We start from the raw sequence: 20,122 nt of genomic DNA, 5'->3' as shown, positions 1-20,122 counted from the left end.
TGAGACAAGCAGTAAATGTGAATTAAAAGAGGAAGCTCGACTCCTATATGTTCGCTGAGTAAGTTCGATGGACAGAATATAAAATTCTGATTCTCACTTAACTATTCTCAAAGTCTAATTACAATGCCACTGTACCTATTGCATATATCAACAAATATTTGAAACATAGTTGATAAAAAATAAAGTCCATGATTCTAACATAACATTTAGAAAACATGAACTTTTTATTTTAATTTCTTATTATTATGTAAGCCATATAACTTATGTATAATCCTACTAATAAAAATCCTTCAATTCTTGTTAATTTTTTTTCTTTTGCTTTGTTAAAGAAAACTAATCCTACCAGTAATAAGTTAATAACTATTAAGTAAATAAAATCCGTTATTAAAACTTGTGAAACATGAATAGGGCTTATTAATGATGATAAACCTAGTATAAGCAATATATTAAATATATTTGAACCTAAGACATTACCCAGTGCTATATCATTTTCACCTTTTAATGCTGCTACAATAGATGTTACAAGTTCAGGAAGTGATGTACCAGCAGCTACTATAGTTAATCCAACTAACTTTTCACTCATTCCAAGCGAATACGCTATATTGGTAGCTGAATCTACAACTAGATTTCCTCCGATAACTATACCAGCAACACCTATTATCATAAATATTACTTTGTGTAAAATATTAACATTAACATTGAAATCTACTAAAGAGTTTTTCAATTCATTAGCATTTTCTTTTAGATCTTCATTAGGCATTTTTTTTGATTTCTTTATTAAAACTACAACATAAAATATGCATATTAAAATTAAGATAAATCCATCTAATCTAGATATTATATTAGTGTCAGACATAAACAAACTATCAAATGTAAATAAAAATAGTAATATAGTCACTAAAGTGTTTACTAAAAAGTCATTTTTTACTGTTGCTTTCTTAATTATAAGGGGTAAAACTATAGCAGTAGTCCCTAGTACCATAAGCGTATTAAAAATGTTAGATCCAATAACATTTCCAATTGCAATTTCATTACTGCCATTAAGACTTGAAATTAAGCTTACGGCAAGCTCTGGAGCGCTTGTCCCTATAGATACAATAGTAAGTCCTACTATAACTGCTGGTATTCCTAATTTTTTAGCTATTACTGAAGCACCATCTACAAAAATATCGGCGCCTTTTATTAATAAGACAAAGCCAATTAACAATATAATATAATTCATTCTTTTGTTCCTTTCTCTTCATATAAATAGTTATATTGTAATACATGCATCATTGATATATCAACATTTTATTTTTTTATAGATTTTAAATACATAAAAATTTTGTTTAAATACACACTGTTTTTAGTTATATAAAAAGTTATATTTATATAATAAATATAATTTCCTTTGACATAGAGGGTTTGTATCACTTAAACTATTTAAAGATGTTAATTTGGATAACTAAAATAAAACGCAAGTTACAGCGTTAAGTATAAATTGAATACTTAATAAATAAGGAAGGAGAAAGTTACTGAAAATCAGGTAACATTATAAAAGAACAAATTAAAATAAAGGTTATGTTTTAATTTAACTCTACATATTTTACATACCAATACATATTTAAAACATAGGCAAAAGCTTTTATAAATTTTCAGTAATTAAAGATAAATGAGCGTACTTATTGTAAAAGAAATGAATCATGGCTTTGGAGATAGAGCTATATTTGAAGATGTATCATTTAGATTATTAAAAGGAGAACACGTTGGACTTATTGGTGCTAATGGTGAAGGTAAATCAACTTTCATGAATATAGTAACAGGAAAACTTCAACCAGATGAAGGTAAAGTAAGTTGGTCAAATAATGTTAGAGTTGGATATATGGATCAACATGCAGCATTAACTAAAGGGCAAACTATAAGAGATGCATTAAGAGATGCATTTAAATATCTTTTTGATTTAGAAACTGAAATGAACTCATTATATGAAAAAATGGGTGATTGTACTGAAGATGAATTAAATAAAATGCTTGAAAGAACTGCTGTAATTCAAGATATGCTTGATCATAATGGATTCTATGTTATTGATCCAAAAGTAGAGGAAGTTGCAAAAGGTCTTGGTCTTTTAGATTTAGGACTTGATAGAGATGTAGATGATTTATCAGGAGGACAAAGAACTAAGATACTTTTAGGAAAATTATTATTAGAAACACCAGACATATTACTTTTAGATGAGCCTACTAACTACCTTGATGAGGAACATATAGAATGGCTTAAGAGATATCTGTTAAACTATGAAAATGCTTTTATATTAATTTCACATGATATTCCATTCTTAAATTCTGTAGTTAATTTAATTTATCATGTGGAGGATAGAAAATTAACTAGATACGTTGGAGATTATGATGAATTCCAAAGACTTTATGAAGAAAATAAGAGAAAGTTAGAAGCTGCATATGAAAAACAACAAAAAGAAATAGCGAGATTAGAAGATTTCGTTGCTAGAAATAAAGCTAATGTTGCTACTGCCAATATGGCTAAATCTAGACAAAAGAAATTAGATAAAATGGATGTAATTGAATTATCAAAAGAAAAACCAAAGCCAGAATTTAACTTTAAAGCTGCTAGAGCTTCAGGTAAAGTTATTTTTGAAACTAAAGATTTAGTTATAGGATATGATTCACCTCTTACAAAACCATTAAACTTATATATGGAAAGAGGACAAAAGATTGCACTAGTTGGAGCTAATGGACTTGGTAAATCAACACTTTTAAAAAGTTTACTTGGAATTGTAAAACCATTAAGTGGAGAAGCTAATTTAGGTGATTACCAATACATAGGGTACTTTGAACAAGAAGATAGAACTGATAATAGAAATACATGTATAGACGAAGTTTGGCAAGAATTCCCTGGATTTACTCAATATCAAATAAGAGCAGCACTTGCTAAATGTGGACTTACAACAAAACAATTAGAATCTCAAATAAGAGTTTTATCAGGTGGAGAAGCTGCAAAGGTTAGATTATGCAAAATATTAAATAATGAAACAAATATATTAATTTTAGACGAACCTACAAATCACTTAGATGTGGAAGCTAAAGAAGAATTAAAAAGAGCATTAAAAGAATATAAAGGTTCAATATTATTAGTATCCCATGAACCAGAATTCTATAGAGATGTTATTACTGAAGTTTGGAATTGTGAGGATTGGACTACTAAAATAGTATAATAATTTGACAATTTAAAGAATTAATACCTATAGTTGACAAAGCCTTATTAGCTATATATAATACAAGATGATATAATATAAATGTGAATTATTAAGAAGCTTTTTATGATGACTAATATAAGCTTAACTTGTTATGTAAATTAATTCGTTATAAGCCACATAGATTGATGCTATGTGGTTTTTTTATTCTTTAGGAATTTATATTACTAAAGAATTTGTGGATAACTTTAAGGAGGCTGTATTGTAAAAGTATGATGAGTACCCCTAAAGAATAAAAAATAATCATATGCCACACCATTATTCCTGCACTGTGTTTGGAAAGGGTGTATGGCTAAAAAAATCGACGGCTCTAAAGTCGCCTTGGCGATTTTGTTCTATATAAAAGTGGAAGAGGGATGTTTATGAGAAAAAATACAGATATTATTATTATTGGTTTTGCAATATTTTCAATGTTTTTTGGAGCAGGAAATTTAATATTTCCACCATATATAGGAATGGCCTCGGGGAATGGATGGGTGATAAGTTTCTTAGGATTTATCATTTCAGATGTTGGTATGATATTATTATCAATTAATGCAATTGCAAAGGCGGGTTCTTATCAAGCAATTTTAGGGAGAGCAGGCAAGAAATTTGGGTTTTGGTTAGAATTTATTATAATGCTTTGTCTAGGTCCAATTCTTATTATTCCGAGAACTGGTGCAACAACTTTAGAAATGAGTATTAATCCAGTATTTAATTCTGTTAATCCTATTATATTTTCAATTTTATTTTTTGGCTTGACACTTATTTTAACCGTAAAGCCAACTAAGGTTGTAGATGTTATAGGAAAATTTTTAACGCCTATGCTTTTAATTGCTTTAGCCATATTAATAGTAAAAGGAGTAGTTTCACCTTTAGGTAAACTAAGTAATGCTATTGACTTAGAAGTGTTATTTTCAAATGGACTTGCTCAAGGATATCAAACTATGGATGCGCTTGGGGCAGGAGGAATTGCTGCATTTATTATGGCAACATTTTTATCAAAAGGATATAAAGACAAAAATGAAATTGTAAAGCTTACTGCAAAAGCCTCTGTAGTTGCAGGGAGTGGACTTATAATAGTGTATGGTGGTTTAACATACTTAGGAGCTACTGTATCTAATGTGTATGATGCGAATATATCTCAAACTACATTATTAATTAGTATAACAAAACAATTATTAGGAGACAAAGGTGCAATTATATTAAGTTTAGTTGTTGCTTTTGCTTGTCTTACTACGTCAATAGGCTTAACATCTGTCACTGCTAAATATTTTGAAGATGTTACTAATAAAAAAATTAAATATGAAAATATAGTGGTATTTATTTGCGTGTTTAGTGCTATTATTTCTAATTTAGGTGTTAATAGAATAATATCTATAGCTGCGCCTATATTAACTGTACTTTATCCAGTAACTCTTGTATTAGTTTTAATGGCATCTTTTAAAAATAGATTTATTAAGAATTCTACTTATAAGGGTGCAGCATATGCAACTTTAGTTATAAGTATTATTACTGTTATTGATGGTTTAGGGGTTAAAATAAGTTTTATACATAGCCTTCCTTTTGCTAGTTTAGGATTCAATTGGATTATACCTGCAATAATAGGAGGTATTATTAGTAATATAATTAGTAGTTTCAATGAAAAAATCTTTAATAAAGTAGGATATGAGAAATTGAACATCAACAAAGATTAGAATAAGTATTTCACTTGCACTCTTCTTAGGGAGAGCAAGTGTTTTTTAGTCTTATATTATTTAAAACTAATTAAGAACATTTAATCCTAAATCTAATAGATTAGCAAATAATGATAATGTATTATTTGTTGGAATAACATTATTCTTAATGTCTAATAATTTCCCAAGACCATATTTAGTATATATACTAACAGTTGGGAAGTTATTTTCATCACCTAAATCACAAATTATATCAGTTTCATTCAAAATCACTGTATTACTATTATCACTAGGATTTACAAAGTTATAAAGCCTAGTTTTATAGTCATGTCTAAGAACTTTCACTCTATCATTTATTTCTATTTTATTATTTTTATTATTTATATCATATTTTGAAATAGATGAAGTTATATTATTAATTACAAAATAATTAACATTTCTTTTGTAATTAACTTTATCTTTAAATTCCAATAATCTTTCTAAATTTAATTTAAGATCTACTAATATCTCTTCCTTTTTTAAATTATTAAAGCCTTCTTTTATGTAAATTAAATTTTCATTATCACTTAATTCTTTATTTAATATATCCATACAATTTACATAAACATCTTCAAAATAATTAAATGGTAAGGCATATTTAATATTATTTAAAATAACATAAACTTTAAATTTAGCAGAAGAAGCATCACTTCTAAATGAGTAATTAACTTCAACTAATAACATTTCGTGTAAATTTTCTGTATAAAATGTTATTTTTTCAATGCCTTTATTATATTCTGAAGTGTAATTATTATTTTTAGATAAAGATTGAGTATGTTGGTTTATTATATAAGTGCCTTTAAAGCCAAGTCCATCAGCTGAAGCTACTCTTAGTGAGGTTTTTACTGATAGCTTTTTTAAATTAATATAAGGTCTGTTTTCACATAAGTTATTTTCTGATATTATTCGCATAGTTTATCTCCTTGAGTTAGTACCAATAAAGTATTAGTTTGTATTATGAATTATAACATATTTTAAGTGAAAAGTTGTGCTTATAATTTAGGGAATTATCTTAAAGATTTAAAGTCATCTAGTGATTATGAAAATATTTTTGGAATTACGGAAAAAGATTTAGAAAATAGATGGATTGAGTATATAAAATAAAACTATTCTATGGAGAACTAATTAGGATAAGATGAACAAAAAGGTTTCCTTAAGAGTATAATATAATAAAATTTTTTTGGAGGAAAACTATGCTAAGTAGTCAAAAGTATGTCACTTTATCATTAGAATTACATCTTTTTTTTGGACGAATTATGAAGGAACATTCTTTGTTTTTAGAGGCGGGATTTACACCTAAAAACACTAAATTTTCTAAGGAAGCTGAAAATTATAAAATGGAGTTTGAAAAGCTTTTATTAGATACAGTTAAGCTAAGCGATGGAAGAGTTAGAGAATTTGTAATAGATTCTGGAGAAATTTTTACTGATTATACTTTAAGTACAGAAAAAAAGACACAGTATTATACAGGAATAAATATAAATTCTAAGATAACCGAAATGGAGAAAGAATTGAAGTGTGAAAATAAAAAACATATTGATAGTAGAACAGTAAATTGTGTGAAAAAACTTAATAATAGGGCTATAAAGTTACTTAATGGTCTTATAGACTTTAAAATGAAAGTATTAGAAAAAATGTTGAATTGTGAATTATTTACATTAAATTATCCTTTACTTATTCAACATATAATACATGAAGCTAAGTTATATCATTCATATATATGTGCGCTTGAGAATGAAGAGGATATTGGTAAAGGGGATATTGGAGAAGTTCAATTGTTTTGGGATCAGATTATGATGGAACATGCTTTGTTTATTAGAGGATTACTTGATCCTAGCGAGGATGAATTAATAAACACTTCAAGTAAGTTTGCAAAAGAATATAGTGATTTAATTGAAAAATCAGGAAATATAACTGATATGTCAATGAGCACATGCATAAATGATACATTATTAGAAACAATTAGATTAAGAGATTTTAAGAAAGCAGGTACGGAAGGGATAATTGAATGTAAAATAAAATCTATAATATTACCACTTCTTGCTGATCATGTACTAAGAGAAGCTAATCATTATATAAGAATTTTAAAGAATCATAAAAACTAACTATCCATGGAATATAAATGTTGAGAATTCTAAATAGCATAATTATTAAAAAGAGTTAGTATTAAAACTAGCTCTATTTTTATTATAATAGCTCCTTATTTTTTTTATTTTAAATATATTCCAATAATAGAAAGGAATAAGGATAGATTATGTAAAAAATATTACTAAATAATGAATATGAGACTATAAAATAAAGAAATTGTATGTAAAAAACAAACTCTTATAATAACTATAAGAGTTTGTTTTTTTATGGTTGCGGGAGCAGGACTTGAACCTACGACCTTTGGGTTATGAGCCCAACGAGCTACCAGCTGCTCCATCCCGCGATATTATATTTTGTAAGTCGCCTTAGCTAACTTATGTACTTAGTATACCTTTATTAATATATGATGTCAAAGAAGAATAATGTCATATTATGACTTGAAAGTTAATGAGGTCTCTTAGGGTAGTAGATTACATCAAATGCTATGATATGCTCCAGATATAAAAATATGATTTTTAATTTTATATTAAATATAATTATATAGTAGTATTTAAATAATAAGTATTGTTTGGGGGAAGAATTATGAGTAATGAACACAGTAGCATAAATAAAATGTGAAAAGAATATTTGAACTTAATTCGAGAAATGGACATATTGATTTTTTTAATAGGGAATTAAAAGATTTTAATAAGGAATTTGCAGAAGATATGTTGGTAGTTTGTGAAGAATTTGAAGTAATTTATAATTAAAAGAAAAAAATAGTTGATAAATTTGGTCGGAGAACTTATAATTTAATATAATAATAATTTAACATACTAAAATATGCTAAATTATAAGAAAACTTTGTAAAAAAATATTGGGGTGATAAAATGAATTTTGAACACATAAGCAGAGAAGATAATGAAATTTATGCTTTAATTGAAAAAGAATTAGAAAGACAACAAAATGGAATTGAGTTAATAGCTTCAGAAAATGTCGCAAGTGAAGCTGTAATGGAGGCTATGGGTTCCTATTTAACAAATAAATATGCTGAAGGATATCCAGGTAAGAGATACTATGGTGGATGTTATGTAGTAGATGGCGTTGAAGAAATAGCACGTGAAAGAGCTAAGGAGTTATTTGGAGCAGAACATGCAAATGTTCAACCACATTCTGGTTCACAAGCTAATATGGCTGTTTATTTTACAATTTTAGAACATGGGGATACTGTATTAGGTATGGATTTAAGCCATGGAGGTCATTTAACTCATGGTTCACCAGTTAATTTTTCAGGAAAATTATTTAACTTTGTATCATATGGAGTAGATAAGGATACTGAAGAAATAAATTATGATGTAGTAAGAGAATTGGCTATAAAGCACAAACCTAAGTTAATAGTTGCAGGTGCAAGTGCATATTCAAGAATAATAGATTTTAAGAAGTTTAGAGAAATTTGTGATGAAATTGGAGCATACTTAATGGTTGATATGGCTCATATTGCTGGACTTGTAGCAGCAGGATTACATCCATCACCAGTACCATATGCAGATTTCGTTACATCTACAACACATAAAACTTTAAGAGGTCCAAGAGGCGGATTAATACTTTGTAAGGAAAAATACGCTAAGGACTTAGATAAAAATATATTCCCAGGAATGCAAGGCGGTCCATTAATGCATATTATAGCAGCGAAAGCAGTATGCTTTAAGGAAGCTTTAGATCCAAGTTTTAAAGAATATATGGCAAGCGTTGTAGAAAACTGTAAAGAGCTAGGTGAACAACTAGTAAAAAGAGGATTTAAGCTAGTATCTAATGGAACAGATAATCATTTAATTCTTGTAGATTTAAATAACAAAGATATTACAGGAAAAGATGCTGAAAAATTATTAGATGAAGTAGGAATTACTCTTAACAAAAATACAGTACCAAATGAAACTAGAAGTCCTTTTGTAACTTCAGGAGTTAGAATAGGTACAGCTGCTATTACAACTAGAGGATTTGAAAGAAAAGATATGGAAGAAATAGCAGATATAATCAATGAAACAATAATTAATAGAGATAAAGACTTAGAACAATATAAGCAAAGAGTAAAAGCTTTATGTGAAAAGTATCCTCTATATAAATAATAATTGAATTTAATTATTTAAGATAAGCTGTCTCAAAATAGAAATATAATTTCTGTTTTGAACAGCTTTTTTTCATGTAAGGCTGTGTTTTAGTAGAGTGTTGATATATACATAAGCAAAATGGACTGAGTAATTGAACTTAGGAATGCTAAGATGAGTATAGTCCAATTACAATGCCACTTTACCTATTATATATATCAACACATATTTAAAACAGAACCTTATATAATTAACCACACATTTAATAAATGCATATAATAGATAGAATTAATTTTAAATAGGGTTTTATAATGAATGGTAAATTTATTAAGAGAATATCAAAAGATAGTCCAGTATTAGAATTTGATAAAAATTCTAAAATAGTTTTTATAAGCGATATGCATAGAGGTGATGGTGGAAATGCGGATTCATTAAGGCCTAATAAAAATATATACAAAGCAGCTCTTGGATATTATTTGAAGGATGACTTTAACTTAATTGAAATAGGTGATGGGGATGAATTATGGAAAAATAAGAATTGCATAGATATAGCTTATAATTATGATGATATATTTAAAATATTAAATAAATTTAATGCTAAAAAAAGATTATATTTACTTTATGGTAATCATGATATGGTAAAAGCTAAACCTAATTTTATACCTAAGCAAGAAAAATTACTTGCTCAAATAGGATATAATTTTGGTAAAGAGTTAGTTAAACTTTATAATAATATACAATTTCATGAAGGCCTTGTTTTGAGATATACTCCAACGAACAAAGATATATTAGTTTTTCATGGTCATCAAGTAGATTTTATGAATTGTGAGTTATGGAAAATAAGTAGATTTTTAGTTAGATATGTTTGGAGAATATTAGAAGGCTTTGCAGGCTTTAAGGCTCCAGTGAGTCCGGCTAACAACTATGGAAAAGGAAGTAAAATTGATGAAATTTTAGAGAGAACAGCAAGAAAAGAAAAAAGAATGCTTATTTGTGGACATACCCATCATGATGTTTTTCCAGAAGCGGGAAAGGGTCTTTATTTTAATGATGGATGTTGTGTATTTCCGTCAACAATAACTACAATTGAAATAGTAGAGGGTCAAATATATTTGATAAAATGGAGTGTAGAAGTTGATGAAAAAAATAGTTTATATATAAAGAGAAGCATAATAGGGGGACCAGAGAAAATTGAAAAATATTTAGATTATGCAAAAAGATTATAAAATGAAATAAATTTTGGAGGAAAAATAAATGAATTTTATTGATTTACATTGTGATACTGCAAGTAAAATATACTATGATAAATTAAACATAAAAAATGATGTTTGTAAGGTTACTTTAGATAAATTAAAAAAAGGAGAGGCTTTAGCACAAGTATTTGCTTTTTTTATAGATCAAGACATTACTAAAACTCCTTTTGAAGAGTTTTTAAAGCTTTATAATAACTTTAAACTTGAATTAGATAACAATTCAAATAAAATAGAAATTGTAACTAATATAAAAGAGTTAGATGAATGTAATAGAAAAAATAAAATAGGAGCATTTTTATCTATAGAAGAAGGGGAAGTAATAGAAGGTGATGTTGAAAAGTTAAGAGAAGTTTATAGAATGGGAATTAGAATAATTACAATCACTTGGAATTATGAAAATAAGCTTGGATACCCAAATGCAAACTATATTTTTAAAGAAAATGGATTAACATCTTTAGGTAAAGATATATTACAAGAGATGGAGATTTTAGGTATTATACCAGATGTATCGCATTTATCTGATGGTGGATTTTATGATTTGGTTAAATTATGTAAGAAACCTTTTATAGCATCACACTCTAATTCACGTGCAATAACTAATCATCCTAGAAATCTTACTGATGAAATGATAAAATTATTGTCAGATAAAGGTGGAGTAATGGGAATAAATTTTTGCTCTAGTTTTTTAGGCAATGAAGAAATATCTTCTATAGAAGAAATGCTAACGCATATAAAGCATATAAGAAATATTGGAGGAATCGATGTTATAGCTCTTGGTAGTGATTTTGATGGAATAGATAATGAGGTTGAAATACAAAATTGCTCAGAGTTTTATAAGCTATATGATGTGCTTAAGAAAAATGGATTTACAGAAAATGATGTAGAAAAAATCTTCTACAAAAATGTTAAAAGAGTTTTTAATGAGGTGTTAAAATAGACTTTATATTAGAAGATGTTTTGGGAAGGTGTGAATAGATGTATAAGTAAAATTGAGTAGATTATAGTAATTAAATCTAAGAATATTAAAATTGCAAAACTATTTTACTTACTGATTATATTACACATATTAAAAATATAGGGCTATAATTAAAATACGATTGAATAAATTGATAATTTTAAAAATAATATACTGAGTATTAAAATAGATAAGATGAGGAGAAAAAACGTGGGAAAATTAGTTGGGAAAATAGCAATCGTGACTGGTTCTTCAAGAGGGATTGGAAGGGGAATTGCTGTAGAATTGGCAAAAGAAGGCGCAAGCGTTATTATAAATTATTCTAAAGATGATGATGGTGCAAATGAAACACTGCAAGAAATAAAAGATGTTAGTGGATATGGTGCAGTATATAAGTGTGATATATCTTCTTATGAAGAAAGTGAAAAGTTAGTACAACATACTATAGAGAAGTTTGGGAAAGTAGATATATTAATTAATAATGCAGGAAAAAGTAATATAGGATTATTTATGGATTTAACTAAGGAAGATATTGATAATTTATTAAATACAAATTTAATAGGAGCTATGTATTTAACGAAACATGTTATTAAAGATATGATATCAAGACAATATGGATCAATCGTAAATATTTCATCTATGTGGGGGGAAGTGGGAGCTTCGTGTGAAGTGGTTTATTCTACTACAAAAGGTGGAATAAATCTATTTACGAAATCCTTAGCAAAAGAAGTAGCAGCATCTAATATAAGGGTAAATTGTGTTGCACCAGGAGTTATAGATACACAAATGAATGCTTTTTTACAAGGTGATGATAAAAAAGCATTAGAGGAAGAAATTCCAATGATGAGATTTGGAAATGCAAATGAAATTGGAAAAATAGTTTCATTTTTATGTAGTGATGATTCTTCTTATATAACAGGTCAAATTATAAGAGCTGATGGTGGATATATTTAAATAATGGGCTGTGTTTTAAAAGTGCATTGATATATGCATAAGTAAAGTGGACTAAGTAATTGAACTTAGGAATACTAAAATGATAAATACTGGAAAGTATAAATTAAATAGTATAAAAAGCAAGGTAGATAAAAATATTTTAATTAATATTTTTTTAGGATACCTTGCTTTTTATTTTAATTTTACTTTTTTAAAAGTAAGCTTCTTTACTTTAAAAGTTTTATGCTATAATATTAAAACTTGTTTAAAATATAGTATAAATTAAAAATCTATTTAACTTCGTATATCCATCCTTCAGGAGCTTCTACATCACCTGTTTGGATTCCAGAAAGTATTTCATATAATTTCTTTATTGTAGGTCCAACTTCAGTTTCGCTATGGAACACAAATCTCTTTCTGTTATAATCTATAGCCCCAATTGGAGTTATTACAGCAGCAGTACCACAAGCACCAGCTTCTGCAAATTCATCTAATTGATCAACAAAAACTTCTCTTTCATATACTGGCATATTTAAATAATGTTCAGCTATATAAAGTAAAGAATATTTTGTTATACTAGGTAATATTGATGAAGATTTAGGTGTTACAAATTCATTATTTTTAGTTATTCCTATAAAGTTTGCAGCCCCAACTTCATCGATTTTTGTGTGGGTAGTAGGATCTAAATAAATACAATCTGCATATCCAGCATCGGTAGCTTTTTTATGAGCTTCAAGAGAGGCTGCATAATTACCACCAACTTTTTGTTTTCCAGTACCGTGTGGAGCGGCTCTATCAAATTCATCTTGAACGATAAAGTTACAAGGTTTTAATCCACCAGAGAAGTAAGGTCCTACTGGCATACAAAATACTGTAAAAATATATTCAGATGCTGGCTTTACGCCGATATTATCTCCAACTCCCATTATAACAGGTCTAATATATAAAGTTGCACCAGTACCGTATGGTGGAACAAAATGTTCGTTAGCTTTAACAACTTGCATACATGCGTCTATAAATTTTTCTTCAGGAATATTTGGCATAAGAAGTTTATCACAACTTTCATTCATACGAGCAGCATTTCTATTAGGTCTGAATAATTGTATTTTCCCTTCTTTTGTTGTATAAGCTTTTAATCCTTCAAAAGAACTTTGACCATAATGAAGAACAGTAGAAGCTTCACTCATTTTAAGCATATTATCTTCTACAAGCTTACCATCATCCCATTTACCATCTTTCCAAGTTGAAATATAACGATAATCTGTTTTTATGTAACTAAATCCTAGTTTACCCCAATCCATATCAACTTTTTTCCCCATTGTACATTCCTCCATATCTATAGGCTTATTGCCTTTATTTAATACATTTTATTCTAACACTACTAAAACAAAATTTCTATAGTTAAGCATAAAAAGTCTCTATTTATTACTAGATTAATAACATAATTATAAAAATATTGATTAATTTATAATTATTTCCAAGGTTCTGCATCTGAAGGCATTCTCCAATCTCCTCTAGGACTTAAAGAGATACTTCCCACCTTTGGACCATCTGGTAAAGCGCTTCTTTTAAATTGTTGAGTGAAAAATTTCCACATAAATTTATTAAGCCATTTTTCAATTTCTTCATCACTATAATCATCTTTAAATGCTTCTTTAGCCAAAAATAAAATTCTATCTTTTGATGATCCATGCTTTATAAAGTTATATAGGAAGAAATCATGAAGTTCGTAAGGTCCTACTATATCTTCAGTCTTTTGCGAAATTTCTCCATTTGCATCTTTAGGAAGTAATTCTGGACTTACAGGAGTATCTAAGATATCAATAAGTGTTTTACTAACTTCTGCGTTAGATTCCTTTTCAGCAACATATCTAACCAAATATCTAACTAATGTTTTTGGTATAGATGGATTTACTGAATACATTGACATGTGATCACCGTTATAAGTACACCATCCAAGGGCTAGCTCGGATAAATCACCAGTTCCTATTAAAAGACCTTGTTCTTTATTAGCTAAATCCATTAAAATTTGAGTTCTTTCTCTTGCTTGAACATTTTCATAAGTAACGTCATGAATATTTTTATCATGTCCTATGTCTTTAAAATGTTGAAGAGAAGCATCTACTATATTTATTTCCCTTAAATCACAATTTAATTCTTTGCATAAAGTTAATGCATTGTTATAAGTTCTATTTGTTGTTCCAAAACCAGGCATTGTTATAGTAACTATATTACTTTTATCTAAGTTAAGTAGTTCGAATGTTTTAACTATAACAAGAAGTGCAAGGGTAGAGTCTAATCCTCCAGATATTCCAATTACAGCTTTTTTAGAACTTGTATGTTCAAATCTTTTAGCTAAAGCAGCACTTTGGATATTAAATATTTCCTTACATCTTTCTTCACGCTCTATTTTAGATGATGGTACAAATGGATGTTTATCTATAAATCTGTCAAAGTGACTAATATTAGTACAGCCAAATTTAAAGTTTATTATATGAGGTTTTTTTCCTGTGAATTTAGTAGCATCTCTAAAGCTAAGGTTTTTTAGTCTTTCAGATTTAAGTTTAAAAATATCTACACAAGAGTAAATAACTTCATTTTCTCTTTGGAATCTTTCATTTTCTTTTAAAATAGAACCATTTTCACTTATCATTAAATGTCCACTGAATAATAAATCTGTAGAGGATTCATGCACTCCGGCAGAAGAATATACATAACTACAAAGACATCTAGCACTTTGATTTGAAACAAGACTTTTTCTATAATCTTTTTTGCTTACTAATTCATTTGAAGCAGATAAATTTCCTATTATATGTGCACCTAATAAAGAGAGGTATGAACTAGGAGGTATAGTTACCCATAAGTCTTCACATATTTCAACTCCGAAATTAGCTATTTGAGAAGAAAAGATGAGATTTGTTCCGAAAGGTACATTTTTTTGAATAGGTAAATCTATTTCTTGCGTTTCTAAAGAAAGTCCTTCTGTAAACCATCTTTTTTCATAAAATTCACTATAGTTGGGTATATATGATTTAGGAACTATACCTAATATTTTACCTTTGAAAAGCAAATAGGCACAATTATAAAGCACACTATTTATAAGTAGTGGTGCTCCAAGCGCAATTAACATATCACAATTTTCTGTAGCATTTAATATTTGATTTATTCCAGTTATTGATTTGTTTAATAAAGTATCATTTAAGAATAAATCTCCACATGTATATGAAGTTACACAAAGTTCTGGAAAAACTATAAATTTACTATTATTACTTTTAGCATCATCTATACATTTCAAAATATTAGATATATTATAATTGATATCTCCAACTTTAGTTTTTGGACATGCGGATGCAATTTTTATAAAATCCATATTAGATCAACTCCAATTTTTTTAGTATATGCTTTTAGTATAACCAAATAGCATTTGTATATATAATCATAATATGCTGAAAATTATATAAAATCAATTGGAATATGTTCGATAATAGTATATATGGTATTTTAAAGAAAAGTAAGGGATGGTAAATAATTGTTTAAAAGATAAGAAATATGTTGTAATAAAGTAATTAATACTGTATAATAGAGTTATCTTAAATAATTAATTGTTGCATATTAATTAATGGTATACTAATATTAAGAAATTTAGGAAATAAAAGAAAAGGGGTGAAGGTGATGGGAAGTATAATCTTCTGGATTGTGATTGCGGTTGCAGCATTTGTGATTGATGTTTTTACCAGCAGTTTTTTATTTGTATGGTTTTCCATAGGAGCACTTACAGCAATTTTTGCAGCTGGATTGAAAGCTACTTTTTTGTTGCAAGTAATAATATTTTTAATAGTAGGAATAATATCAATATCAATAGGATATCCATGGATAAGAAAGAAATATAAAAACTCAGAACATAGAATACCGCTTATGGAAGAGACATATATAGGCAAAGTTATAACAGCAGAAGAAAATATAGACCAAAAAGCAACCTTAAAAATCAATGGAATATATTGGACTGTAGTTAATGAAGGGCAGAATATTCAGGCAGGCGAAAGGTTCATTATTACAAGCATTGATGGCACAAAATTTAAAATTAAAAAGTTAGAGGGGGAAAATAAAAATGTTTAGACTTATAGGAACACCACTAATATTAATATTTATAATATTTACAATATTTTCGTCAATAAAAGTAGTAAATACAGGGTATTTATGTATTGTAGAAAGATTTGGACAATTCAGTAGAGTATTGGAACCGGGATGGCATTTCTTAATACCTTTTGTTGATTTTGTTAGAAGAAAAGTTTCAACAAAACAACAAATTTTAGATGTACCACCACAATCAGTTATTACTAAAGACAATGTAAAAATTTCAGTTGATAACGTAATATTCTTTAAAATGTTAAATGCTAAAGACGCAGTATACAACATAGAGGATTACACAGCAGGTATAGTTTATTCAGCAACAACAAACATAAGAAATATTTTAGGTAATATGAGTTTAGATGAAATATTAAGTGGTAGAGATTCAATAAATCAAAACCTTTTAAGTATAATAGATGAAGTTACTGATGCATATGGTATAAAGATTTTAAGTGTTGAAATAAAGAATATTATACCACCTGCTGAAATTCAACAAGCTATGGAAAAGCAAATGAGAGCTGAAAGAGACAAGAGAGCTATGATACTTCAAGCAGAAGGTCTTAGACAATCTCAAATAGAAAAGGCAGAAGGAGAAAAGCAATCTCAAATACTTAAAGCTGAAGCAGAAAAAGAAGCTAATATTAGAAGAGCAGAAGGATTAAAGGAATCTCAATTACTTGAAGCAGAAGGTAAAGCTAAAGCTATTGAACAAATAGCCATTGCAGAATCAGAAGCTATAAGAAAAGTTAATACTGCGATTATTGATTCTGGTACTAATGAAACAGTCATTGCTTTAAAGCAAGTTGAAGCGCTTAAAGAAATGGCGTTAAATCCAGCAAATAAGCTTATATTACCAAATGAAACTTTATCATCACTTGGAAGTATAGCTGCAATTGCAGATACATTAAAAGATTTCTCAAAAAAGAAGAATGATTAAAAATTTATAGAATTAATTTTAGGCATATTAGGTTTGTAACCTAATATGCCTTTTTGGTTACATAAAATTTGAGCAAATATAAGTTCGGAGAGATTTAATTTAGAATTTAATGAGGAAAGTGGGGCGTTGAAGAAAAAGATATAAGTTTTCAGATATAGAATATATACTTTAGATTTTAATGTGAATTATTTTATATAATAAAATTCAATTGTGTCAAAAGTATGTAAAATGAATAAGTGAATTGTAGTTTATTCATAAAATTGCAAAAAATATTATATACTATTATAAAATTTAATATGATATAAGTAGATAAACTCACAAATATATGGACAATCTTTGAACTGTAGAATATAATATAAATATAACAAATGCAAGAAAATAATTTTATAATTCATTTTCAAATGATTGGGGGGACTTTATGAAAAATAAATTAGGTTTGACTACAAAGGTATTTATTGCGTTAATACTTGGAGCAATCTGTGGTATAATTTTATATAACTTTGTTCCAAAAGGAACGATTAGAGATGTTATCTTAATTGATGGGGTATTTAAGATATTAGGAAAAGGATTCTTAAGGGCAATGCAAATGCTTGTAGTACCGTTGGTGTTTTGTTCACTAGTATGTGGTAGTTTAGCAATAGGTGATACTAAGAAGCTTGGAAAAGTTGGTATAAAGACAATGGCATTTTATATAGCTACTACAGCAATTGCTGTAACTATAGCTATTAGTGTTGGAAAACTTATAAATCCTGGAATAGGTCTTGATATGTCTAGTATTCAAATAACTGAACCAACTATAGCTGAAAGTAAAGCATTTTCTGATGTGATTTTAGATATAATTCCAATAAATCCAATAAATGCATTAGCAGAAGGAAATATGCTTCAAATAATATTTTTTGCGATGATGGTAGGAATTATTTTAGCTACTTTAGGGAAAAAAACAGAAATAGTAGCTGATTTCTTTAAGGCAAGTAATGAAATAATGATGAAAATGACAATGATAGTTATGGAAGTTGCACCTATAGGAGTTTTTTGCTTGATAGCAACTACATTTGCAACTATTGGATGGGATGCATTCACGCCTATGTTAAAGTATATGAGTGCTGTTTTCTTAGCTTTAGCATTACAATGTTTAGGAACATATATGATAATGCTAAAAGGATTTTCTAATCTTAGCCCTATAAAGTTTCTTAAGAAATTTGCACCAGTAATGAGTTTCGCATTTTCTACGGCAACATCAAATGCGACTATTCCTTTATCAATAGATACACTGAGTAAAAAGATTGGTGTATCTAAGAAAATTTCATCTTTTACTATACCGTTAGGAGCAACTATAAATATGGATGGAACAGCAATAATGCAAGGAGTTGCTGTTGTATTTGTAGCACAAGCATTTGGAATAAATCTTGGTATAAATGACTATATAACAGTAATACTTACTGCAACATTAGCATCTATAGGAACAGCAGGAGTGCCAGGTGTTGGACTTATTACATTATCAATGGTATTTAATTCAGTAAATTTACCTGTAGAAGGTATAGCTTTAATCATGGGCATAGATAGAATATTAGATATGACTAGAACTGCTGTTAATATTACAGGTGATGCTATTTGTACAACCATAGTAGCAAAACAAGAAGGTGAATTTAATGAAGAAATATTTGAAAATGAAGACGAAGTTATAGATGAAAATATTATAGAAGCTTTATAAATATATGTTAAAATAAAGTATCTCTAAATGATTATGAAATCATTTTGAGGTGCTTGTTTTTATTTTTTTTAGTACTGATTAGTCTAAAAACATTGAATAAAAGATACAAAAGTATTAAAATATGATACATAAGTAAAATACATATGAAAATTATAAGTTTTTGTTTGAGGTGAATAAATGAAAAAAAGAAATTTAATAATATCTATGGGTTTAATTTTTATTTTGGGATTTAGTCTAATAGGGTGTAATTTACAGGATGATTATGTTTTGACTGTAAAACAATCAGAAGATGAAACACCATCTTCAGAAAAGGTTGATGATATATTTGATTCAGATGACATTCAAGAATTAAAAGACAAATTAAGAGATACTCCATCTGAAATAGCAGATAAAATGGACGAGTTTGATGAAGACAAAGAAAGAATGATGAAAGAATTCGCAGATAAAGCTGATGAATTAACAGATAAATTGAATCAAGCCGATCTAGAAGGTAAAAGTGAAGACTTAAAGGATAAATTCGATGAAATAACAGACAAATTAGACGAACTTAAAGATAATGTTGATGAAGCTAAAGATAAAATTGAAGATAAAAAAGATGAGGACATTATTGATAAAACAGAGGTGACAGATTTAAAAGATCAATTTGAATTACAAATTGAAAATTTACAAAATGCACTTGATAGATTTGGAAAGAAATAAAAACATAAATGTTATGTTTTGGTAGTACATTTATATAAAACAGAGCTAATAATGAAAAACAGGGTATAAGAAAGTATATTTTATTTTCTTATACCCTTGTTTTTATAAGTATTTTAAAAAGTTAACAAGTAAATAGTACTAACTATAAGAGACTAAATTTTTATTATATATAAATAAGGATTAATTTTATTATGCCCCTATTTTATTTAATTCATACTTATTTTTGTGATTAATATTTTCTAAAACATTTAAATTTTTCTGAAAACCAACAATGAAAAAATTAAAATTAGGATATGTTTTAAATGCGTGTTGATATATGCAATAGGTAAAGTGGCATTGTAATTGGACTTTGAGAATTCTTAATGAATATTGTCACATTTACTGCTTGTCTCA

At 27.7% G+C, this 20,122-nt stretch carries 16 protein-coding genes and 1 tRNA gene; 12 read left to right on the top strand and 5 right to left on the bottom strand.

Annotated features, from left to right (window positions below; translation table 11 throughout):
* Positions 1-229: 229 nt before the first annotated feature.
* The gene (locus NG918_RS14950; protein WP_252226846.1) at positions 230-1,222 is read right to left on the bottom strand and encodes a calcium/sodium antiporter; all 993 of its coding nucleotides are present in this window, start codon (positions 1,220-1,222) and stop codon (positions 230-232) included.
* 429 nt (positions 1,223-1,651) lie between these two features.
* On the opposite strand from NG918_RS14950, the gene NG918_RS14945 reads away from it, so the two are divergent.
* A complete protein-coding gene (locus NG918_RS14945; protein ID WP_252212445.1) occupies positions 1,652-3,208 on the top strand; it encodes an ABC-F family ATP-binding cassette domain-containing protein in 1,557 nt (518 codons plus the stop codon).
* Between the two features lie 401 nt (positions 3,209-3,609).
* Positions 3,610-4,923, top strand: coding sequence for a branched-chain amino acid transport system II carrier protein (brnQ, locus tag NG918_RS14940; RefSeq protein ID WP_252212444.1), 1,314 nt, complete (start codon positions 3,610-3,612; stop codon positions 4,921-4,923).
* A gap of 66 nt (positions 4,924-4,989) precedes the next feature.
* Here brnQ and NG918_RS14935 read toward each other — a convergent pair whose 3' ends face one another.
* Positions 4,990-5,853 carry a hypothetical protein gene (locus tag NG918_RS14935; RefSeq protein WP_252212443.1) on the bottom strand — a complete coding sequence of 288 codons (864 nt, stop codon included), beginning with the start codon at positions 5,851-5,853 and terminating at the stop codon, positions 4,990-4,992.
* 281 nt (positions 5,854-6,134) lie between these two features.
* Between NG918_RS14935 and NG918_RS14930 the strand changes: the two genes are divergently transcribed.
* Positions 6,135-7,046: a DUF2935 domain-containing protein gene (locus tag NG918_RS14930; protein WP_252212442.1), complete on the top strand. Its 912-nt coding sequence runs from the start codon at positions 6,135-6,137 to the stop codon at positions 7,044-7,046.
* Between the two features lie 250 nt (positions 7,047-7,296).
* On the opposite strand, the gene NG918_RS14925 is transcribed toward NG918_RS14930, so the two are convergent.
* Positions 7,297-7,372 (bottom strand) — tRNA-Met (locus NG918_RS14925).
* Positions 7,373-7,643: 271 nt separating this feature from the next.
* Here NG918_RS14925 and NG918_RS17020 point away from each other — a divergent pair.
* The 5 genes from NG918_RS17020 (at position 7,644) to ymfI (ending at position 12,275) form a co-directional block, all read left to right on the top strand.
* Complete coding sequence (locus NG918_RS17020; protein WP_286674014.1) at positions 7,644-7,778, top strand: ASCH domain-containing protein; 135 nt, start codon at positions 7,644-7,646, stop codon at positions 7,776-7,778.
* A gap of 120 nt (positions 7,779-7,898) precedes the next feature.
* Positions 7,899-9,134, top strand: coding sequence for a serine hydroxymethyltransferase (glyA, locus tag NG918_RS14920; protein ID WP_252212441.1), 1,236 nt, complete (start codon positions 7,899-7,901; stop codon positions 9,132-9,134).
* Positions 9,135-9,424: 290 nt separating this feature from the next.
* Positions 9,425-10,339, top strand: coding sequence for a metallophosphoesterase (locus NG918_RS14915; RefSeq protein ID WP_252226843.1), 915 nt, complete (start codon positions 9,425-9,427; stop codon positions 10,337-10,339).
* 28 nt (positions 10,340-10,367) lie between these two features.
* Entirely contained in the window at positions 10,368-11,303 is a 936-nt protein-coding gene (locus NG918_RS14910; protein WP_252212439.1) for a dipeptidase, read from the top strand.
* A 213-nt stretch (positions 11,304-11,516) separates the two neighbouring features.
* On the top strand, positions 11,517-12,275 hold the full coding sequence (ymfI, locus tag NG918_RS14905) for an elongation factor P 5-aminopentanone reductase (RefSeq protein WP_286674013.1): 759 nt from the start codon (positions 11,517-11,519) through the stop codon (positions 12,273-12,275).
* 269 nt (positions 12,276-12,544) lie between these two features.
* On the opposite strand, the gene NG918_RS14900 is transcribed toward ymfI, so the two are convergent.
* Positions 12,545-13,573 carry a branched-chain amino acid aminotransferase gene (locus NG918_RS14900; RefSeq protein WP_252212437.1) on the bottom strand — a complete coding sequence of 343 codons (1,029 nt, stop codon included), beginning with the start codon at positions 13,571-13,573 and terminating at the stop codon, positions 12,545-12,547.
* Between the two features lie 152 nt (positions 13,574-13,725).
* Positions 13,726-15,624: an NAD(+) synthase gene (locus tag NG918_RS14895; protein ID WP_252226840.1), complete on the bottom strand. Its 1,899-nt coding sequence runs from the start codon at positions 15,622-15,624 to the stop codon at positions 13,726-13,728.
* 302 nt (positions 15,625-15,926) lie between these two features.
* Between NG918_RS14895 and NG918_RS14890 the strand changes: the two genes are divergently transcribed.
* The 4 genes from NG918_RS14890 (at position 15,927) to NG918_RS14875 (ending at position 19,729) form a co-directional block, all read left to right on the top strand.
* On the top strand, positions 15,927-16,370 hold the full coding sequence (locus NG918_RS14890) for an NfeD family protein (protein WP_252226838.1): 444 nt from the start codon (positions 15,927-15,929) through the stop codon (positions 16,368-16,370).
* On the top strand, positions 16,363-17,319 hold the full coding sequence (locus NG918_RS14885) for an SPFH domain-containing protein (RefSeq protein ID WP_252226836.1): 957 nt from the start codon (positions 16,363-16,365) through the stop codon (positions 17,317-17,319). The genes NG918_RS14890 and NG918_RS14885 overlap by 8 nt, the downstream gene beginning before the upstream one ends.
* Positions 17,320-17,737: 418 nt before the next feature.
* Positions 17,738-19,030: a dicarboxylate/amino acid:cation symporter gene (locus tag NG918_RS14880; RefSeq protein WP_252212433.1), complete on the top strand. Its 1,293-nt coding sequence runs from the start codon at positions 17,738-17,740 to the stop codon at positions 19,028-19,030.
* A gap of 177 nt (positions 19,031-19,207) precedes the next feature.
* A complete protein-coding gene (locus tag NG918_RS14875) occupies positions 19,208-19,729 on the top strand; it encodes a coiled-coil domain-containing protein (RefSeq protein ID WP_252226834.1) in 522 nt (173 codons plus the stop codon).
* Positions 19,730-20,122: the final 393 nt, after the last annotated feature.

Origin of the sequence: Clostridium sp. ZBS2, from assembly GCF_023845855.1 — a bacterium.
Classification (GTDB): Bacteria; Bacillota; Clostridia; order Clostridiales; family Clostridiaceae; genus Clostridium; species Clostridium aquiflavi.
The sequence above is the reverse complement of the archived record's forward strand: the minus strand, read 5'-3'. Positions and strand labels throughout refer to the sequence as shown.